We start from the raw sequence: 17,013 nt of genomic DNA, 5'->3' as shown, positions 1-17,013 counted from the left end.
AGTGAGTGCGAATCCGAACACCATCCCGAATCCGCCGCGCTCCGGCGAGCGACAGCATGTCTTCCCGCCGCCGCTGGATCGCGACTACCGCGTCGCCGATGGGCGCGTCCGGACGCGCTCGCTGGAAGCGCATATCGTCGACCACTGCAACCTGACCTGCGCGGAATGCTGCTCGCTGTCGCCGCTGCTGCCCGAGTGGTATGCGAGCCCCGAATCGATAGAGTCCGATCTGCGCAAGGCCGCGAAGGTGCTGAGCCCGCGCATTTTCAAGCTGGTCGGCGGCGAACCGCTGTTGCACCCGGCGCTCGTCGAACTCGTCGAACGCGTGCGCGGCACGGGCATCGCGCCCGAAATCTCCGTCACGACGAACGGCCTGAAGCTCGGCGAGATGCCGGACGCGTTCTGGCAAGCGGTGGATGCGCTCACCATCTCCCGCTATCCGAAGCCGGCGCTTTCGCCCGACCTGATCGCGCATGTCGAGCACCAGGCCGCGCGTTTCGACGTGCGCCTGAACTGGAAGGTGCAGGACGTGTTCACGACGATGAATCGTGCACAGCCCGGCACGGATCGCGACGACGCGCGGCGTCTCTATCACGATTGCTGGATCCGCGAGCGCTGCCATATGATTCGCGACGGCATGTTCTACACGTGTACGCGTCCGGCGCATTTCCATACGCTCTACAAGGGCGAGAAGGATTTCCAGGCCGACGGCCTGCCGCTGCGCGATGACGCCGGCATGCTCGATGCGATGCTCGCCTATCTGCAGCGCGAGGCACCGCTCGAAGCATGCCTGCATTGCCGCGGCGGCAGCGCGCCGGTCGCGCCGCATCGCATCCTGAAACGCATTGAAGTGGACACCTTGAAGGCTCGTTATCCATGATCGTCGGCACGCGCGACCCGTTCGGTTTCGATCGTCTGCACTACCATCCGCGCAGCGGCGTGGCGGCGTCCGGCATCCGCGCCGTCCTGCAGGCGTCGGGGCAAGCGGCCGGCGCGCCGGACCCGGCCGCCATCGCGGGCTACCTGAGCGGCCAGCGCCTGATCGGCCGCACGGTGCTGCGCGACGTGCTCGCGGTGCCGCCCGGTCATGCACTGATCCGGGCGCCGCACGGCCTGGCGGTGCGGCCGGCGCCCGAGCGGCCCCGGCATGCCGATCTGGACACCGTGCTGCGCGCATCGCTGCAACGCGCGCTCGACAGCGGCAAGCGCGTCGCGCTGGCGCTGAGCGGCGGGCTCGATTCGGCGCTGCTGCTCGCGTTGCTGCGCGAACTCGGCGCCCAGCGGCACGTGACGTCCTATATCCTCGCGACCGACATGCCCGACTACTGCGAACTCGACGCGGCGCTCGAACTCGCCGCGCAGATGCAGGCGAACGTGAAGATCGTGCGCGCGAACGAGGCCGACTTCGTCGCGGCGCTGCCGAGAACGACCCATGCGGTCGAGGAGCCGATGTTCAACCTGCACCCGGTCGCGAAGCTGCTGCTGGCCGAGGCGATCGCCGCGGACGGCGTCGAGGTGGCGATCACCGGCGACGGCGCGGATCAGGTCTTGCGCCGCGACCGGTCGGCCAACTATCTGCCGCTGTGCCATGCGTTGTTCGACGAGGCGTCGGTCGATCTGCATCCGCCGTTCGTCGATGCCGACGTCGTCGCGCATCTGACGAGCATCGCACCCGACCCGAACAAGCAGTGCCTGCGCGATCTCGGTGCGCGCCTGAACCTGCCGGACCGTCTCGTGCACGGCCCGAAGCGCGGGCGGCTCGCACCGGCGATGGATCTCGCGCCGCTGCTCGATCGCGACCGCACGCGTGCACTGGCCGACACGCTCGGTCTGGCCGCGCCCACGTTGCAGGCGGATACCGAGCGCGTGCTGTGGGTCACGCTGACGCTGATCCTCGATCATCTCGATCGCCTTCATCTCGATGCCGCGCATCGCTCAACCTGAGTCGCCCATGAAACGCATCCTGTTCTGCGTGGTGCCCGAGAAGGGCCACGTCAATCCGTGCATCGGCCCGGCCCAGCATCTGCGCGCGGCCGGCTGCGACGTCGCGTTCTACGCGCCGGCCGACATCAGCGCGCAGCTCGACGGCGCCGGCGGCTTTGCATTCGTCGGGCCGCGCGAGACGCCTGAACGCCACGACCTGTCGCGCGGCGCGAGCTTCGCCGCGAACATTCGCGACGCCGACTGGCTGAGGCACTGGATCCGCACGCTGCTGATCGACCTCGCGCCCGCTCAGGTGGACGGCATCCGCGCCGTGCTGCGCGAATGGCAGCCCGACGTGGTCGTGATCGATCCGCTGCTCTACGCCGCGGCGATCGCTGCCGAGCTGGAAGGGCTGCCGTGGGTCTCGATGTCCAATTCGCTGAATCCGGTGCTACCCGACGCGCTCGATTCGGAACTGCTCCGTACGGTGCGATGGCTCGAGCCGGAACGCACGCGCCTGTTCGCGCGCTACGGTCTCGACGCGCGTTTTCGCGGTTGCGACATCCTGTCGCCGCATCTGACGCTCGCGTTCACGACCGACGCGCTGGTCGGTACGCCGCCGCCCGGTGTCGAACTGGTCGGCCCGGCGATGCCTTCGGGCCCGCGCGGCGACGAGACGGCGTTCCCGTGGGAACGCCTCGACGCGGATCGCCCGCTCGTCTACATGTCGCTCGGCAGCCAGCTTTACTACCACCCGGAGCTGTTCGCGAAAGTCATCGACGCGACGCGCACGACGTCGGCGCAACTGGTGCTGTCGGTGGGCGAACTGGCCGATTCGGATTTGCTGCCGGTCGATGACGAGCGCGTCGTCGCGGTGCGTTACGCGCCGCAGCTGGCGCTGCTGCGGCGCACGCACGCGTTCGTCAGCCATGGCGGCGCGAATTCGGTGATGGAGTCGCTCGCGTGCGGCGTGCCGATGCTGCTGTCGCCGTTCTGCAACGACCAGTTCCATTCGGCGCACTTCGTCGAGCGGGCCGGCGCGGGGTGCGTGCTCGATCTGCAGCAGGCCGGCGTCGCGGAGATTGCCGACGCGCTCGAACGCCTGTTGCGTCCCGGATCGTTGCGCGAGCAGGCGGCGCGGATCCGCGCGAGCTACGCGCGCGACGGTTCGGCGCAGGCCGCCCGCCTGATCAGCGCACTCGCTTCAGGAAGCCGCCTGGCGACAGCGTCATGAGCACGCGGTCCTCGATGTCGTGGTCGACTTCGAACCGGTCGTCGCCGGCGAGAAACGCATGCACGGCCGTGGCCGGGTTGTTGCCTCTGCCGTACGGCTTGCCGTCGAACATCGACTCGGGCAGATACTCCATGATGGTATCCATCACGATCGCGTAGCTGCCGGGCGTCACGAGCGGCGCATAGCAGGCGAGTTCGCGCAGCACGTGCGCGTGCGTATGCGTGAGATCGAGGATCGCCATCACGCGCGCGCCGTCGCCGATCCGCGCGCGTACCGATGCGAGCGTGTCGGTTGCGCACGATTCGCCTTCGATCAGCACCATGCGATGGGCGAGCCGGTGCGATTGCAGGCGCTGCCTGACCTCGTCGCGCAGGCGCGGTTCGATCGCGACCACACGGCCGTGGCCACCCGTCAATTCCAGCATCGACGCGGAGAATACGACGCCGCCGCCCGCCGCGATGCCGGTCTGCACGATGCAGTCGGGACGCGCGCGCCAGATCAGTTCCTGCAGGGCGAGCATGTCGCCGGGCAGATGGAAGAAGCGCTCGCCGAGCCAGCGCGTCTGGAACAGATGGTCGAATTCGGCGGCGCGCGTCAGCCATTCGATGTTGATGTCCCGCATGCGGGCCGAAGGACGCTCTGACATGGTCAATGCAACGAGTAGGAATGACGTGAAAACGCTGGAACCGTGGCTTCACCGGTACTGGAACATCGCGCCGGCGCGCCTGCAGGCGCTGGCGTCGGGCCATACTAACAAAACGTACCTCGTCGAGTGCGCCGCGGGGCGCACGGTGCTGCGCGTGTCGTGGTCCGGCAAGCCGGTCGGGCAGGTGCGTCGCGAGGCGTCGATACTCGGGCGTCTCGGCGGTTTGCGCACGGCGCCGACATTGCCCGCGCTGCCGCGGCTGCGGCCGACCGTGGATGCGCAAACCGGTGTGCAGGCCGCCGATGGAAGCTGGCTGCACCTGTTCGAGCATATCGACGGACGTCCCGGCCTGCCCGACGATGCGCAGGCCGGCGCGGTCGATGCGATGCGTGCGCTCGCGCATCTGCATGCGGCACTGGCGTCGATACCCGTAAGCGAATCGGCACCGCTGGCGTGGCTGTCGGCGCGTCATGCGCGCGTCGCCGCACGGGCGATGCCGTCGTTGGCGGGCGATCTGGGCCGTGACTACGCCACGGTGATCCGGCGAATCCGCGCGCATCTCGACGCCGCCGCACGCTGGCTGACGGGGCCGGTGCACTGGCTGCACGGCGACTATCACGCGGGTAACCTGCTGTATGTGGGCAATGCGGTGAACGGCGTGCTGGATTTCGACGATGTGGGGCAGGGCGCGCAATGGCTCGAGGCGGCCTTTGCGTTGTTCGCGCTGTCGCGCGATGCGGCCAGGGACGATCGCTTCGTATTCGATGCACGGCGATGGGAAGCCGGCCTGCAAGCCTACGCAGCGACGCGGCCTGACGCTGCACCGGACTGGATGCGCGTGAGGCGGGATGCGCTGAGGGTGCTGTTCTGCGCGGACCAGACGCTGATCCATCTCGAAGCCGCGCAGCGCGGCCTGTGGATGCCGGGGCCGGGCATCGGATTTCTCGGCGGCTGGCGCCAGTTGCTGGACGAGGCGGCGCCCGAAAGCTAGCCGGTAGTCGTGTCAGCGCTGCCGATTCAGGAACAGGCGCACGGCTTCGACCGTGTTGGGCCGCGCTTCGCCGTGCCGCGATCCGTCGTGCATGCAGAACAGCACGTCGCGATGCCGCGCCGCGCTCGCGTCGACATGCGCGCACATTGCGTCGAATAGCGCCTGCGGTGACGGCGCCGGCCGCTGCCAGTCATCCAGTATCGCGGTCCAGCCGGTGTGTTCGCGTTGCAGGCGCGCGAGCACGGCTGCGCGATTGTCCCGCGGCATCAACCCGTACGGAAGGCGCAGCGGGATCGCGTCCGGCGCAGGAACGCCGGCGCGGCGGCAGGCCTCGCGAATCAGCGCGTCGGTTGCCTCGATCTCGTCGATCAGCACGTCGTCCGCCAGCGCGCCCGGTCTCGCGTGCGAACGGGTGTGATTGCCGAGCCGGTGGCCTTCGTGCGCCATTCTCGCCGCGACGTCGAGCGCGCCCGCCAGGTTCGTGCCGAGCAGGAAGAAGGTCGCCTTGCACGATGCGTCGCGCAGGACGTCGAGCAACGACGGCGTCGACGGGCCGGGGCCGTCGTCGAAACTGAGGTGAATGGACATCGCGTGGACGGCGCGTCGTGTGAGTGGAACCTGAACGATAGCGCAATCCGGAGGCCGATCGGTCGTGCGTTGTTAGCGAGCGAAAGCATGCGCGCGCAACCGCCCGTGCTCAAGCGTCGAATCGCTCAATTGTCGCAAGCAAGCGCCGGCTCGTCCGGAATTGCCCGCTCTGCCAGCGCGACATAATCGCCCGACGCCGTGCGTTCGACCCTTGCATCGACGCGGTACGCGCGCCGCAGGTTCGGCGGCGTCAGCACGTCGGCCGGCGCGCCGTCCGCGACGAGTCCGTCGGCGCTCAGCAGCACGAGCCGGTCGCAGAATCGCGAGGCGAGATTCAGGTCGTGCATCGCGACCAGCACGATTGCGCCACGCTGGCGGGCCGCCTCGCCCACCGCCTCAAGGGCGAGCAATTGCCAGCGCAGGTCGAGCGCGCTGGTCGGTTCGTCGAGCAGCAGCAGCGGCGTGTCGCGCACGAGCACCTGCGCGAGCCCGACCATCTGCCGCTGGCCACCCGACAACCGGTCGAGTGGCGACATTGCCAGCGGGTGCAGCCGCAGCCGCGTGAACACCTGTTGCAAGCGCCGGTCGCGCGTCGCGTCGGACAGGCCGCCGCAGGTGGCGCGCAACGCGCTGCGCACGGCTTCGTACACGAGTAGCGACGACGGTTGCGGCAAGGTCTGCGGCAGATAGCCGACCTGCCGCGTGTGTTCGCGGCGCGACCCGTCCAGCAGGTCGAAGCTGCCGAATGTCGCGCGACCGGTCGGGGACGCAAGCCGTGCCAGTGCGCGCAGCAGCGTCGACTTGCCGACGCCGTTCGGCCCGAGCAGCCCGACCGTCGTGCCCGGCTCGACCGGCGCGAGCGACAGCCCGTCGAGCACGACCCGGGCGCCGTAGCGGACGCACAGCGCGTCGAGATGCAGCATCGGCTCAGCCATGGAGCCTCCCGCGCCGGCTGACGAGCAGCATGAACAACGGCACGCCGACCAGCGCGGTGATGATGCCGATCGGCAGCGTCACGCCGGGGATCAGCGTCTTGCTGAGCACGGACGCGCTGGCCAGCATGATCGCGCCGGCGAGCGCCGCGCCCGGCAGGTAGTAGCGATGCTCGTCGCCGACCAGCAGCCGCGCGACGTGCGGCCCGACGAGGCCGACGAAACCGATCGTGCCGACGAACGACAGCGCCGTCGCGGACAGCAGGCTGATGCGCGCGAGCGCGACGAGCCGCAGCCGCTCGACCGAGATACCCATGCTGCGCGCTTGCTCGTCGCCGGCGCGCAGCGCCGTCAACGACGCGACGTCGACGCTCGCCCACAGCGTGCAGGTGGTGAACACGCAGGTCAACAGCGCGATCTTGCCCCACGTCGAGCGCGCCAGGCTGCCCATGCTCCAGAACACGATCTGCTGCAACGCATTTGCGTCGGCGATGAACTGCAGCAGCCACTGCAGGGCCTCGAAGCTGAACATCAGGCCGATGCCGAACAGCACGACGGTTTCGGTCGTCGCGCCGTGGCGCCACGCGAGCCAGACGATCAGCAGCGTCGCGACGCACGCGCACGCGAACGCGCCGAGCGACAGCGCGACGTTCTCGTTCCACAGCACGAGGTGCCAGCCGGAAATCACGACGAGCGACGCGCCCACGCTCGCGGCGGCCGACATGCCGAGCGTGAACGGACTCGCGAGCGGGTTGTTCAGCACGGTCTGCATTTCGGCGCCGGCGAACCCGAGCGACGCGCCGACGAGCACGGCCATCAGCGCATAGGGCAGCCGCACGTCCCACAGGATCACGCGCTGTTCGAGCGGCAGCCCGTCGGGCCGGAACAGGCCGCCGACCACATCGGCGAGCGGAAACGGCGATGGGCCGGTCGAGACGTCGACGACGAGCAGCGCGACGAGCACGCATGCGAGCGCGGCCAGCGCACCGACACGCCGCGCGGCGACTGCGCGATAGCGAAGTCGCAGCGACGAAGGCGAAACGGGGGTCGTCGTGCTCATGCGAGCGCTCCGGACGCGGGCTCGAACACCACGCGTGACGCAAGCGCGAGACTCGGCAGCACGACGCCGCCGTGATCCTCGCCGTCGATCAGCTGGAACGCGGCGTCGAGCCCGGGGCGGCCGCCCACGCGCGCGATGAAGTCGCGGGCGGAACTGACCTGCTTGCGCGCCTGCTGGCGGCGCATCCGTTCGGCGTCGGGGTTCGGTGCGCCTTCCTCGAGGCTGCCTGCGGTCACGAGGACGCGCAGCGGCCATGCGAGCGGGGCGGTTTGCGCGGCGAACCGGTCGGCATAGGGCAGCAGCGCGCGCTCGCCCCACCAGATCGACGGGCTTGCGGCCACGTAGCGCCGAAACAGGTGCGCGCGCGTGAGCATCGCGTACAGCGTCAGCAGGCCGCCGTACGAGTGACCGAACAGCGTCTGCCGCTCGGGATCGACCGGCAACTGGCGGGCGAGCCACGGCTGCAGGTCGTGCTCGATGAAGTCGAGAAAGCGGTCCGCGACGACGCCGCGGCCGTTCGGCAACGGCGCGAGCGTGTAGTCGTCGGCGCGCGCGGCCATGTCGTAGGGCCCGTCGACCGGATAGCCGATGCCGATCACGACGGCCTCGGCGTCGCGCGTGCCGTCCGGCCGTGCGCGGCGATTGCGGGTGAGCTGCGCCGCGAGCGGGAACAGCGCATTGCCGTCGAGCACGGTGAGCACGGGATGGGGCGCCGCGCCGGAACGCTCGGCCGGCAACGCGACGAACAGGCGCCGCGTGCGGCCGGCGATCGTCACGTCGAACTGGCGGCTGTCCGGCACGAAGACCGGGGACGCGGCGTCGAGGCCGGGCCACGCAGGTGCATCGGCGGCACAGGCGGGCGCGAGCCGGCCGCCGAGCGGGCCGGCCAATCCGGCAACGAGGAGGGCGCGGCGCATGGAGGAGGCGGGCATGCGCATGTCAGGATCCTTCCTGCATCCAGTATTCGCCTTGAAGCGGAACGGGCTGGAAGCGTCGCACCATCGTGTCGAACGTGGTGCGCGGATCGAGATCGGTGAACAGTGCCGGATGCAGCCACTTGGCCATCACCTGCACGGCGACGACGTTGAACGGTGAATTGTAGAAGTGATGCCAGATCGCATACGCACGCCGCTCACGGACCGCGCGCAGCCGCGTGATCTGCGGCCGCTTCAGCGACCGGTCGAGCGAGCGGACGGCGGCGTCGTGCGGCACGCCGGCGCCGAGCGCGATGCGTTGCGGCGCGCTTTGCAGCGTCTGGAGCGAGCCAATCGCGGTGCCGATGTAGAAATCGGGCTGGCGGCTCAGCAGGTATTCGGGGTTCAGCGTGCCGTGCTCGCCGGGCACGCGGCCTTTCGCGACGTTGTTGCCGCCGGCGGCGTCGAGGAGGCGGCCCATCATGCCGGTCATCGTGTCGCAGCAGTCGCTCGACAGGCCGACGCGGCTTTCGAGGAACACGCTCGGCGCGGCCGGGTGGGCGGTCGCGAGCCGCGTGCGGACGAGGTCGAGCTGCTGTTGCCAGTACGCGTTGAATTCCGCCGCGCGCTGCGGCGAGCCGAATACCTGGCCGAGCAGCGCGATGCTGCGCGGCGTGTTGACGAGCGGGTCGTGCCGGAAGTCGACGAACACGATCGCGACGCCGGCCGCCTCGAGCCGCGCGAGCGTTTCGCGATCGCGCTCGCCGGGGCCGTGGCCGCCGCCGAGCCCGAAGATCGCAACCTGAGGACGCAGCGCGAGCGCGCGCTCGTCGCTGAAGCTGCCGGTCTGCGAGCGTCCGATGCGCGGCACGTCCTTCAGGCGCGGGAAGCGCGCGAGCCATTGCGCGTAGCTCGCGGGATCGAGTTGCTCGAAGTCACCCATCATGCCAACGAGGCGGCGCGTCGGATCGTCGCCGTCGACCACCGCCAGCGCCGGCAGCAGGCGGCCCTCGCCGAGCAGCACGCGCTCGACGCGCGCGGGAATCCGGACCTGCCGCCCGGCCAGGTCGGTGACGGTCGTCGTGTCCGCCCGCGCGGTATGCACCACGAGCCACCCGCACAGCCATACGCCCAGCATGGCCCACATTCCGCTTGTCTTTTTCACGTGACTCCCGATACGATATAAATGAGAATAATTCTCATTTAATTGTAGCCGAGCCGGGGCCGTGGCATGGGCGTCGGATGTTTGATTGAACGCGAAAATAGTTTGTGCAGGCGCACGAGGCCTGCGCGCGGGGGGTATGACGACATGACAGCGCTGACGCCAGCCGCTTTCCATTCCGATCGGAACCGACACGACGCGCACGTCGCGCGGATCCGCGAGGTGCGGCCCGGGCTGCGGATCCATTCGGACGATGCAACGGACGAATTCGACGCCGTGATGTCGGGGCAGTGTTCACCGGGCCTGCATCTCGTGCTGCTGCTCGAGGGCGCACTCGACGTGTCGTACGGCAGCCGGCGCGTGGTGTTGACGACCGACGGGCGCCGCACCGGTCGCGCGGATCGTGACGCCGTGCGGCCCGCGGTGCGGATGCAGTCGTTCCTGCTCAACGCCGTCGAGCCGGACACGTTCCGCAGGCGGCTCAGCAAGGGCGGTTACGCGCGGCGGCTGAGCCTCGCGATGTCGGGCGAATGGCTCGGCCATCTGCAGGCAGCCAGCCGCGGTGTCCTGCCGGAACAGCTCGGCACGATGCTGTCCGCCCATCTCGCGATCCGCTTCTGGCAGCCGACGCCGCGCGCGACGGCGCTCGCCGAGCAGATCGTGCGGCCACCCGCCTATCAGCCGATGCTGCAGGCGATCTATCTGGAGAGCCGCGTGCTCGAACTGCTCGCCGAGGCGTTCACGCCGCTCGAGACCGACGCGGCACAGGCGGCGGACGCGTCGCTCGGCTCGCGCGACTATCGACGGATGGCCGAACTGCGCGCGTTCCTCGCGAGCGACGCGGCGCAGGCACTGTCGATCGACGACATCGCACGGCACGCCGGGATGAGCGCGAACGCGATGCAGCGCCAGTTTCGTGCGGCCTACGGCACGACCGTGTTCGACTTCGTCCGCGAACATCATCTGCAACGCGCGCGGCTCGCGCTCGAACGCGACGCGGTGAGCGTCAAGCAGGCCGCAGCGCTGGCCGGCTACACGAGCGCCGCGAACTTCGCGACGGCCTACAAGCGCCGCTTCGGCGTCACGCCGACGCTCGCGCGACGCAGCGACAAGCGCTGACGACGGCCGGCGACGGCGCTCAAACGACTTCGATGCTTACGCAAAGATTTCGGTGGATTACATGTTTCATAATGCAAATGAGAATCAATCACATTACGAAACGTCGAAAGCGCCACCATGTCGAGTCAAGCCGCAAGCTTTGTATTGAAGCCGGTCGTCGTCGCCGGTCTGTATCTGATGAGTGCGCCGTGCGCGTGGGCGCAGACGCCTGACGCAACGGCGGAACCCGCCGCCGCGTCCGCCGTCGCCACACCGGCCAAGCCGGCCAAGCCGGCCAAGCCGGACAAATCCGCGTCGCCGGAGGCCGCCGCCGATCCGGCCGCGATGAAGGAGATCGTCGTCACGGCGAGCCGCCGCGAGCAGGCGATCCGCGAGGCGCCCGCGAGCATTTCGGTGATCACCCGGGAAGAGATCGAGGCGAAGCCGTATACGTCGGTCGCCGAGATCGTCGCCAACGTCGAGGGCGTGAGCGTCGTCGGTGCATCGCCGAACGACCAGGACATCTCGATTCGCGGGATGCCGGGCGAGTACACGCTGATTCTCGTCGACGGCCGTCGCCAGAACACGCGCGAAACGATGAACCGCGGCACGGCGGGCGTGCAGTCGAACCTGATGCCGCCGCTGTCCGCGATCGAGCGGATCGAGGTCGTGCGCGGGCCGATGTCGTCGCTGTACGGCGCCGACGCGATGGGCGGCGTGATCAACGTGATCACGCGCAAGGTGCCGAAGCGCTGGGGCGGCACGATCACGGCCGGCAGTGTGTGGCAGCTCGAATCGAACCAGGGCGACACGCAGAGCGTCGACTTCTGGCTCGGCGGCCCGCTGAAATCCGACGTGCTCGGGCTGCAGGCATCGGGGCGTCTCCTGCATCGCGGCGAAGACGACATCTACTACCCGAACAGCGGAACGGGCGGGGCGAACGGGCAACGGATCGGCAGCTTCGACGTGAAGTTGTCCGCGAAACCCGTGAGCAACCAGGACGTGAGCGTGAACGTTGGGCGCGAGCAGCTCACCTATCTCAGCACGCCGGGCAAGAGCGCCGCGCCGCTCACGCCGCGCACGGCGGCCACCGCGCTCACGGAGACGCGTCATGTCCGCGATTACTGGGGCATCACGCACGACGGCCGCTGGGGCTTCGGCGACACGACGGTGTCGCTGTACGGCGAGCGCGGCGTGCAGGACCAGTGGACGCCGGCCGGGCGTTCGCCGGTCAAGCCCGCGCTGACCGACACGATCCTGGAAGCCAAGACCGCGGTGCCGTGGTGGGGCGAGCGCAACATCATGACCGTGGGCGGCCAGCACATCTGGTCGAGGCTGTCGGGCGTGAGCGTGCAGGACGCGGTGCCGAAAGGGCATGGGGCCAATGCGGATCGCGTCGCACGCAACGCGTGGGCGCTGTTCGGCGAGAACGACTACTTCTTCAACGCCCGCCTCACGCTGACGACCGGCGTGCGACTCGATCACGACGATCGCTACGGGAGCCACGTGAGCCCGCGCGTCTACGGCGTGTACCAGCTCAGCAACGCATGGACGGTGCGCGGCGGCGTATCGACCGGTTTCCGTCCGCCCTCGCTGCGCCAGAGCACGGCCGGCTACTGCATGACGTCGGGTGGCGCGGCGGGCGCGGTCCCCGGCACGCTGTGCGGCAATCCGGATCTCAAGCCGGAGACGAGCCTGACCGAGGAACTCGGCGTGCGCTACGACCTTGGCGACACGTACGCGGGCCTGACGCTGTTCAACAACCTGTTCAAGAACAAGGTGGCGAGCTACGACACGGGCAACGCCGATCCGCGCTCGCCGGGCCGCAACATCTACGTGTACGACAACATCGACCGGGTCAAGCTGTACGGGCTCGAGATCGGCGCGGGCACGCGCCTGTCGCGCACGCTGAAGATGTCGGGTGGATACACGCTGACCGAATCGCGGCGGGAGGGCAGCGGCGAGAAGGCGTTCAACGGCAGTTCGCTCGACGGCTATCCGCTCGACAAGACGCCGAAGCACAAATTCAACGTGCAGGTCGACTGGACGCCGACAGCCAAGCTCGATCTCTACGCAACGGCGAACTACAGCGGCAGCGAATACTGGGCCGCGTTCCGCAACGGCGCGCAGGGCGTGCGCGAGCGGCCGTCGACGACGACCTTCGATCTCGGCGGGCGCTACCGGATCGACAAGCGTTTCTCGGTCAATTTCGCGGTGCTGAACCTGACCAACAAGATGGTGCCGATCGACGATCGCACGCGCACGACCGGGCTGAGCGGCAACTGGCTCGTCGACCAGGGGCGCCGCATCGCAGTGAGCATGACCGCGGAAATGTGACGGCATGGCCGGCGCGCCGGCTCATTCAATCTGGAGGCAATATCATGAATGCGATTTCCCGACCTGATGAATTATTAGTACCCCATAGCGTGTGGGGTGTGTATCGCGCGGATACCCCGCTGTTTCTCGCAACGCCCGCGCATACGCTGCTGGTCTGCGATGTCGCGGAGGCGATCCCGCATGCGAACGCACCGCTCGCGGCGCGCGTGAACCACGCGTTGCAGCGCGCGCGGGCCGACGGCCACGCGGGCGCGGCGGTAGTCGGTGCGGTGCCGTTCGACGTCGACGCGCCGGCCGTGCTGCGGGTCGCGCGCACGATGCTGCGCGCGCGGCCACTCGGCGCGCAGCGGGCAGCCGTGCCGGCCGGTACGCGCTACGCGACGCGCGAGGTGCCGGCCGCGGATGCCTATGCGGACGCGGTCGCGCAGGCGGTCGCCAGGATTCGCGCGGGCGAGCTCGACAAGGTGGTGCTGGCGCGCACGCTGGAGGCGACCGGCGACGCACCGGTCGACGTTGCGGCGCTCGTCGCGCGGCTGGCGTCGTGTAATCCGCACGGCTATACGTTCTCCGTGGATCTCGGCGCGGGTCGCACGCTGCTGGGCGCGAGCCCGGAGCTGCTCGTGAACCGCTTCGGCAGCGTCGTGCGCGCGAATCCGCTCGCGGGCTCCGCGCCGCGCAGCCGTGATCCGGTCGAGGACCGGCGCCGCGCGCAGGCGCTGCTGGCGTCCGCGAAGGATCTCGACGAGCACCGGGTCGTCGTCGAAGCCGTGCGCGAGAACCTCGCGCCGCTGTGTCGGCGGCTCGACGTGCCGGCACGCCCGTCGCTCGTCCATACGGAAACGATGTGGCATCTGTCGACCGAGGTGTGCGGCGAAACCGATGCGGATGCGTTGACGCTCGCACTCGCGCTGCATCCGACGCCCGCCGTCTGCGGCGCGCCGCGCGCGGCGGCGCGCGACTGCATTCGCGATGCCGAGCCGTTCGATCGCGGCTTCTACGCGGGGATGCTCGGCTGGGTCGACGCACGGGGCGACGGCGAGTGGGTCGTCACGATCCGCTGCGCCGAAGCGTTCGACCGCACGCTGCGGCTCTATGCGGGCGCGGGCGTGGTCGGCGAATCGACGCCCGACGGCGAACGCGCGGAAACCGCCGCCAAGTTCCGGACGATGCTGGATGCGCTCGGTATCGATCGCGATGCCGCAACGGGCGCCGCGCGGGAGTTCGCATGACGTCCGCGAAATGCACGCCGTGGCCGGACGCGTTCGCCGAGGCGTATCGGCAGAAGGGGTACTGGCTCGGCCAGTCGTTCGCGCAATGGTTCGACGAACGCGTCGCGCGGCACGCCGAACGCGTCGCGCTCGTACAGGGCGACCTGCGCTGGTCGTACCGGACGTTCGCGGCGGAAGCCGAGCGCACGGCCCGTGCGTTGACCGCGTGCGGGATCGTGCCGGGCGAGCGCGTCGTCGTGCAGTTGCCGAACTGCGTCGCTTTCTTCGCGGTGACGTTCGCGCTGTTCCGGATCGGCGCACTGCCGGTGTTTGCGCTGCCCGCGCATCGCCGGCGCGAGATCGGCTACTTTTGCCGGCACGCGGGCGCGGTCGCCTATGTCGCGGCGGAACGGCACGACGGGTTCGACTACAGGGCGCTCGCGAGCGAGATCCGCGCCGACGCGCCGACGCTGCGCCACATGCTGTTCACCGCGCCCGGCAATACGCGCGTCGCACTGCCGGAGCCGACGCCCGACGTCGCGCTGCCGCCGGGGCCCGGCGCGCACGAGGTCGCGTTCCTGCAACTGTCGGGTGGCAGCACGGGTACGCCAAAGCTGATCCCGCGCACGCACGACGACTATCTGTACAGCGTGCGCGAGAGCGCGCGCATTTGCGGGCTGACCGAGCGCAGCGTCTATCTCGCGGCGCTGCCGGCCGCGCATAACTATGCGCTGAGTTCGCCGGGTTCGCTCGGCGTCTTCGATGCCGGCGGCACCGTCGTGCTGAGCGACGGCGCGAGCCCTGATGCCGCGTTCCCGCTGATCGAGCGCGAGCGCGTGACAGTGGCGGCACTGGTGCCGCCACTCGTGCCCGTGTGGTTGGCAGCGGCCGGGCAGCGGCGCGGCGCGCTCGCGAGCCTCGAACTCGTGCAGGTCGGCGGCGCGCGCTTCGATCCGGCGCTCGCGGCCCGCGCGGCCGACGGCTTCGGCGCGCAATTGCAGCAGGTGTTCGGGATGGCCGAAGGGCTCGTCAACTACACGCGGCTCGACGATCCGCGCGACGTGGTGATCGCCACGCAGGGGCGCCCGATCTCGCCGGACGACGAGGTCCGCATCGTCGACGACGACGACCGCCCGGTCGCACCCGGTGAGGTCGGCCATCTGCTGACGCGCGGCCCGTACACGATCCGCGGCTACTACGACGCAGCCGCGCACAACGCGCGCGCGTTCACGGCGGACGGCTTCTATCGCACCGGCGATCGCGTCCGCCTGACGGCGGGCGGCCAGATCGTCGTCGAGGGGCGCGCGAAAGACCAGATCAACCGCGGCGGCGAGAAGATCCCGGCCGAGGAGATCGAACACCTGCTGCTCGCGCATCCGGGTGTCGTCGACGCGGCGCTGGTCGCGATGCCCGACCCGTATCTCGGCGAACGCAGTTGTGCGTACGTGATTCGCGGCGTGCCGGCGCCGGCCGCGGCGGATCTCGTGCGCTTCGTGCGTGAGCAGGGCGTGGCGGCGTACAAGGTGCCCGACCGGATCGAATTCGTCGACGCATTCCCGAAAACGCCGGTCGGCAAGATCGACAAGCGCGCGCTTCGACAGCACATCGCGGATCGGCTCGCCGCCGCCGCTTGACGGGCGCGGCGACGTCCGGTCGATTCCTCCATTCCAATCCTGTCCATCATGGCCATTCCGAAAATCGCTTCCTATCCGATGCCGGCCGAGCTGCCGGCGAACCGCGTGAACTGGCGGTTCGACCCGCACCGCGCGGCGCTGCTCGTGCACGACATGCAGGATTACTTCCTCGACTTCTATGACCGTGCGGCCGCGCCCGTGCCGACGCTCGTCGCGCATGTACGCCGCTTGATCGATTTCGCGCGTGCGGCCGGGATGCCGGTCTACTACACCGCGCAGCCGGCGACTCAGGCGGCGGCCGACCGGGCGCTCCTGACCGACATGTGGGGGCCGGGCCTCACCGCGCAGCCGTCGCGCGCGGCGATCTGCGACGCGCTCGCACCGGCGTCCGGCGATACGGTGCTCGACAAGTGGCGCTACAGCGCGTTCCGGCGCTCGCCGCTCGAGACGTGCCTGCGCGAGCAGGCGCGCGACCAGCTTGCGATTTGCGGGATCTATGCGCACATCGGCTGTCTGATGACCGCTTGCGATGCGTTCATGCGCGACGTGCAGCCGTTCTTCGTCGCCGACGCGCTCGCGGATTTCTCCGAGCGCGAGCACCGAATGGCGCTCGACTACGTGGCGGGCCGCTGCGGGATGGCGGTGACCACGGACGCGCTCGTAGGCGTCGCGCCGGCGGATGATTCTGCACCCATGCTGGTCGCAATCGCGGCGCAGGTCGCCCGCAGCCTGCGGATACCGGCCGCCGACCTGCGCGAGCACGACAATCTGATCGATTGCGGGCTCGATTCGATCCGGATGATGACGCTCGTCGAGCAGTGGCGCGCGCAAGGCTACGACGTCACGTTCGTCCAGCTCGCCGAGCAGCCGACGCTAGGCGCATGGACGCAGGTGCTGCAGCGCGCGGCGCAGGTGAGCGCATGACGGCGCATCCGGGGATGCCCGATGCGCGTCCGGCGTCGTTCGTGAGCACGGCGCAGGTGTCGGTGCCGCAGGCCGACCGCGTGCTGTTCAAGCTGTGCAAGCACTACGCGATCAAGGTACCCGTCGTGTTCGACGAACATCGCGCGACCATCGATTTCCCGTACGGCGTCTGCCGGATGCTGCGCACCGACGACATGCTGCAGCTGCGCTGCGAAGCCGATTCTTCGGAGCGGCTCGAGCAGATCCAGTACGTGATGGACGAGCACCTGGTGCTGATGTCGCGCAACCGGGCGCTGGTGGTCGCATGGGAGCGGGGCGCGTGACGCGGCCCGCCTCCGGCTCAACGAACTTCGGAGCAAGCC

At 69.4% G+C, this 17,013-nt stretch carries 16 protein-coding genes; 10 read left to right on the top strand and 6 right to left on the bottom strand.

The features are described 5' to 3' along the window. The first annotated feature begins 1 nt into the window (after nucleotide 1). The 3 genes from BAMB_RS08575 to BAMB_RS08565 are packed head-to-tail and all read left to right on the top strand — an operon-like array spanning nucleotide 2 to nucleotide 3,157. Entirely contained in the window at nucleotides 2-880 is an 879-nt protein-coding gene (locus tag BAMB_RS08575) for a radical SAM protein (protein WP_011656983.1), read from the top strand. Next, a complete protein-coding gene (locus tag BAMB_RS08570; RefSeq protein ID WP_011656982.1) occupies nucleotides 877-1,944 on the top strand; it encodes an asparagine synthase-related protein in 1,068 nt (355 codons plus the stop codon). Before BAMB_RS08575 ends, BAMB_RS08570 begins: the two co-directional genes overlap by 4 nt. A gap of 7 nt (nucleotides 1,945-1,951) precedes the next feature. Continuing rightward, nucleotides 1,952-3,157: a glycosyltransferase gene (locus tag BAMB_RS08565; protein ID WP_041491186.1), complete on the top strand. Its 1,206-nt coding sequence runs from the start codon at nucleotides 1,952-1,954 to the stop codon at nucleotides 3,155-3,157. Here the strand turns inward: BAMB_RS08565 and BAMB_RS08560 are convergent. Beyond that, a complete protein-coding gene (locus tag BAMB_RS08560; protein ID WP_041491185.1) occupies nucleotides 3,114-3,803 on the bottom strand; it encodes a cephalosporin hydroxylase family protein in 690 nt (229 codons plus the stop codon). The genes BAMB_RS08565 and BAMB_RS08560 overlap by 44 nt on opposite strands. Between BAMB_RS08560 and BAMB_RS08555 the strand changes: the two genes are divergently transcribed. Beyond that, the gene (locus BAMB_RS08555) at nucleotides 3,802-4,794 is read left to right on the top strand and encodes a phosphotransferase (protein ID WP_175783445.1); all 993 of its coding nucleotides are present in this window, start codon (nucleotides 3,802-3,804) and stop codon (nucleotides 4,792-4,794) included. The genes BAMB_RS08560 and BAMB_RS08555 overlap by 2 nt on opposite strands. 12 nt (nucleotides 4,795-4,806) lie before the next feature. On the opposite strand, the gene BAMB_RS08550 is transcribed toward BAMB_RS08555, so the two are convergent. The 5 genes from BAMB_RS08550 to BAMB_RS08530 all read right to left on the bottom strand — a co-directional run bounded on the left by BAMB_RS08550 (nucleotide 4,807) and on the right by BAMB_RS08530 (nucleotide 9,435). Next, nucleotides 4,807-5,382 carry a polysaccharide deacetylase family protein gene (locus BAMB_RS08550; RefSeq protein ID WP_011656978.1) on the bottom strand — a complete coding sequence of 192 codons (576 nt, stop codon included), beginning with the start codon at nucleotides 5,380-5,382 and terminating at the stop codon, nucleotides 4,807-4,809. 125 nt (nucleotides 5,383-5,507) lie between these two features. Beyond that, nucleotides 5,508-6,317, bottom strand: a complete 810-nt coding sequence (locus tag BAMB_RS08545; RefSeq protein WP_011656977.1) for an ABC transporter ATP-binding protein — start codon at nucleotides 6,315-6,317, stop codon at nucleotides 5,508-5,510. Continuing rightward, complete coding sequence (locus BAMB_RS08540) at nucleotides 6,310-7,374, bottom strand: FecCD family ABC transporter permease (RefSeq protein ID WP_011656976.1); 1,065 nt, start codon at nucleotides 7,372-7,374, stop codon at nucleotides 6,310-6,312. The genes BAMB_RS08545 and BAMB_RS08540 overlap by 8 nt, the downstream gene beginning before the upstream one ends. Next, a complete protein-coding gene (locus BAMB_RS08535; protein ID WP_227739433.1) occupies nucleotides 7,371-8,306 on the bottom strand; it encodes an alpha/beta hydrolase in 936 nt (311 codons plus the stop codon). Before BAMB_RS08535 ends, BAMB_RS08540 begins: the two co-directional genes overlap by 4 nt. A gap of 7 nt (nucleotides 8,307-8,313) precedes the next feature. Further along, on the bottom strand, nucleotides 8,314-9,435 hold the full coding sequence (locus tag BAMB_RS08530; RefSeq protein ID WP_041491184.1) for an ABC transporter substrate-binding protein: 1,122 nt from the start codon (nucleotides 9,433-9,435) through the stop codon (nucleotides 8,314-8,316). 162 nt (nucleotides 9,436-9,597) lie between these two features. Here BAMB_RS08530 and BAMB_RS08525 point away from each other — a divergent pair, with 162 nt between their 5' ends. The 6 genes from BAMB_RS08525 (at nucleotide 9,598) to BAMB_RS08500 (ending at nucleotide 16,974) form a co-directional block, all read left to right on the top strand. Continuing rightward, nucleotides 9,598-10,569, top strand: coding sequence for a helix-turn-helix transcriptional regulator (locus BAMB_RS08525; RefSeq protein WP_011656973.1), 972 nt, complete (start codon nucleotides 9,598-9,600; stop codon nucleotides 10,567-10,569). A 117-nt stretch (nucleotides 10,570-10,686) separates the two neighbouring features. Beyond that, a complete protein-coding gene (locus tag BAMB_RS08520; RefSeq protein ID WP_011656972.1) occupies nucleotides 10,687-12,885 on the top strand; it encodes a TonB-dependent receptor domain-containing protein in 2,199 nt (732 codons plus the stop codon). A 98-nt stretch (nucleotides 12,886-12,983) separates the two neighbouring features. Further along, nucleotides 12,984-14,114, top strand: coding sequence for an isochorismate synthase (locus BAMB_RS08515; protein ID WP_227739435.1), 1,131 nt, complete (start codon nucleotides 12,984-12,986; stop codon nucleotides 14,112-14,114). Beyond that, nucleotides 14,111-15,727 carry a (2,3-dihydroxybenzoyl)adenylate synthase gene (locus BAMB_RS08510; RefSeq protein WP_011656970.1) on the top strand — a complete coding sequence of 539 codons (1,617 nt, stop codon included), beginning with the start codon at nucleotides 14,111-14,113 and terminating at the stop codon, nucleotides 15,725-15,727. Before BAMB_RS08515 ends, BAMB_RS08510 begins: the two co-directional genes overlap by 4 nt. Nucleotides 15,728-15,775: 48 nt before the next feature. After that, nucleotides 15,776-16,651 (top strand): isochorismatase, encoded by an 876-nt coding sequence (locus BAMB_RS08505; RefSeq protein ID WP_011656969.1) that lies wholly within the window; start codon nucleotides 15,776-15,778, stop codon nucleotides 16,649-16,651. After that, the gene (locus tag BAMB_RS08500; protein ID WP_011656968.1) at nucleotides 16,648-16,974 is read left to right on the top strand and encodes a DUF2218 domain-containing protein; all 327 of its coding nucleotides are present in this window, start codon (nucleotides 16,648-16,650) and stop codon (nucleotides 16,972-16,974) included. The genes BAMB_RS08505 and BAMB_RS08500 overlap by 4 nt, the downstream gene beginning before the upstream one ends. Nucleotides 16,975-17,013: the final 39 nt, after the last annotated feature.

Source organism: Burkholderia ambifaria AMMD (genome assembly GCF_000203915.1).
GTDB lineage: Bacteria > Pseudomonadota > Gammaproteobacteria > Burkholderiales > Burkholderiaceae > Burkholderia > Burkholderia ambifaria.
The sequence above is the reverse complement of the archived record's forward strand: the minus strand, read 5'-3'. Positions and strand labels throughout refer to the sequence as shown.

Bases quoted from the DNA above. Each gene is read 5' to 3' on its own strand.
- BAMB_RS08570 (WP_011656982.1), top strand. From the start codon at position 877: ATGATCGTCGGCACGCGCGACCCGTTCGGTTTCGATCGTCTGCACTAC.
- BAMB_RS08565 (WP_041491186.1), top strand. From the start codon at position 1,952: ATGAAACGCATCCTGTTCTGCGTGGTGCCCGAGAAGGGCCACGTCAAT.
- BAMB_RS08555 (WP_175783445.1), top strand. From the start codon at position 3,802: ATGGTCAATGCAACGAGTAGGAATGACGTGAAAACGCTGGAACCGTGG.
- BAMB_RS08560 (WP_041491185.1), bottom strand. From the start codon at position 3,803: ATGTCAGAGCGTCCTTCGGCCCGCATGCGGGACATCAACATCGAATGG.
- BAMB_RS08550 (WP_011656978.1), bottom strand. From the start codon at position 5,382: ATGTCCATTCACCTCAGTTTCGACGACGGCCCCGGCCCGTCGACGCCG.
- BAMB_RS08545 (WP_011656977.1), bottom strand. From the start codon at position 6,317: ATGGCTGAGCCGATGCTGCATCTCGACGCGCTGTGCGTCCGCTACGGC.
- BAMB_RS08540 (WP_011656976.1), bottom strand. From the start codon at position 7,374: ATGAGCACGACGACCCCCGTTTCGCCTTCGTCGCTGCGACTTCGCTAT.
- BAMB_RS08535 (WP_227739433.1), bottom strand. From the start codon at position 8,306: ATGCCCGCCTCCTCCATGCGCCGCGCCCTCCTCGTTGCCGGATTGGCC.
- BAMB_RS08530 (WP_041491184.1), bottom strand. From the start codon at position 9,435: ATGTGGGCCATGCTGGGCGTATGGCTGTGCGGGTGGCTCGTGGTGCAT.
- BAMB_RS08525 (WP_011656973.1), top strand. From the start codon at position 9,598: ATGACAGCGCTGACGCCAGCCGCTTTCCATTCCGATCGGAACCGACAC.
- BAMB_RS08520 (WP_011656972.1), top strand. From the start codon at position 10,687: ATGTCGAGTCAAGCCGCAAGCTTTGTATTGAAGCCGGTCGTCGTCGCC.
- BAMB_RS08510 (WP_011656970.1), top strand. From the start codon at position 14,111: ATGACGTCCGCGAAATGCACGCCGTGGCCGGACGCGTTCGCCGAGGCG.
- BAMB_RS08505 (WP_011656969.1), top strand. From the start codon at position 15,776: ATGGCCATTCCGAAAATCGCTTCCTATCCGATGCCGGCCGAGCTGCCG.
- BAMB_RS08500 (WP_011656968.1), top strand. From the start codon at position 16,648: ATGACGGCGCATCCGGGGATGCCCGATGCGCGTCCGGCGTCGTTCGTG.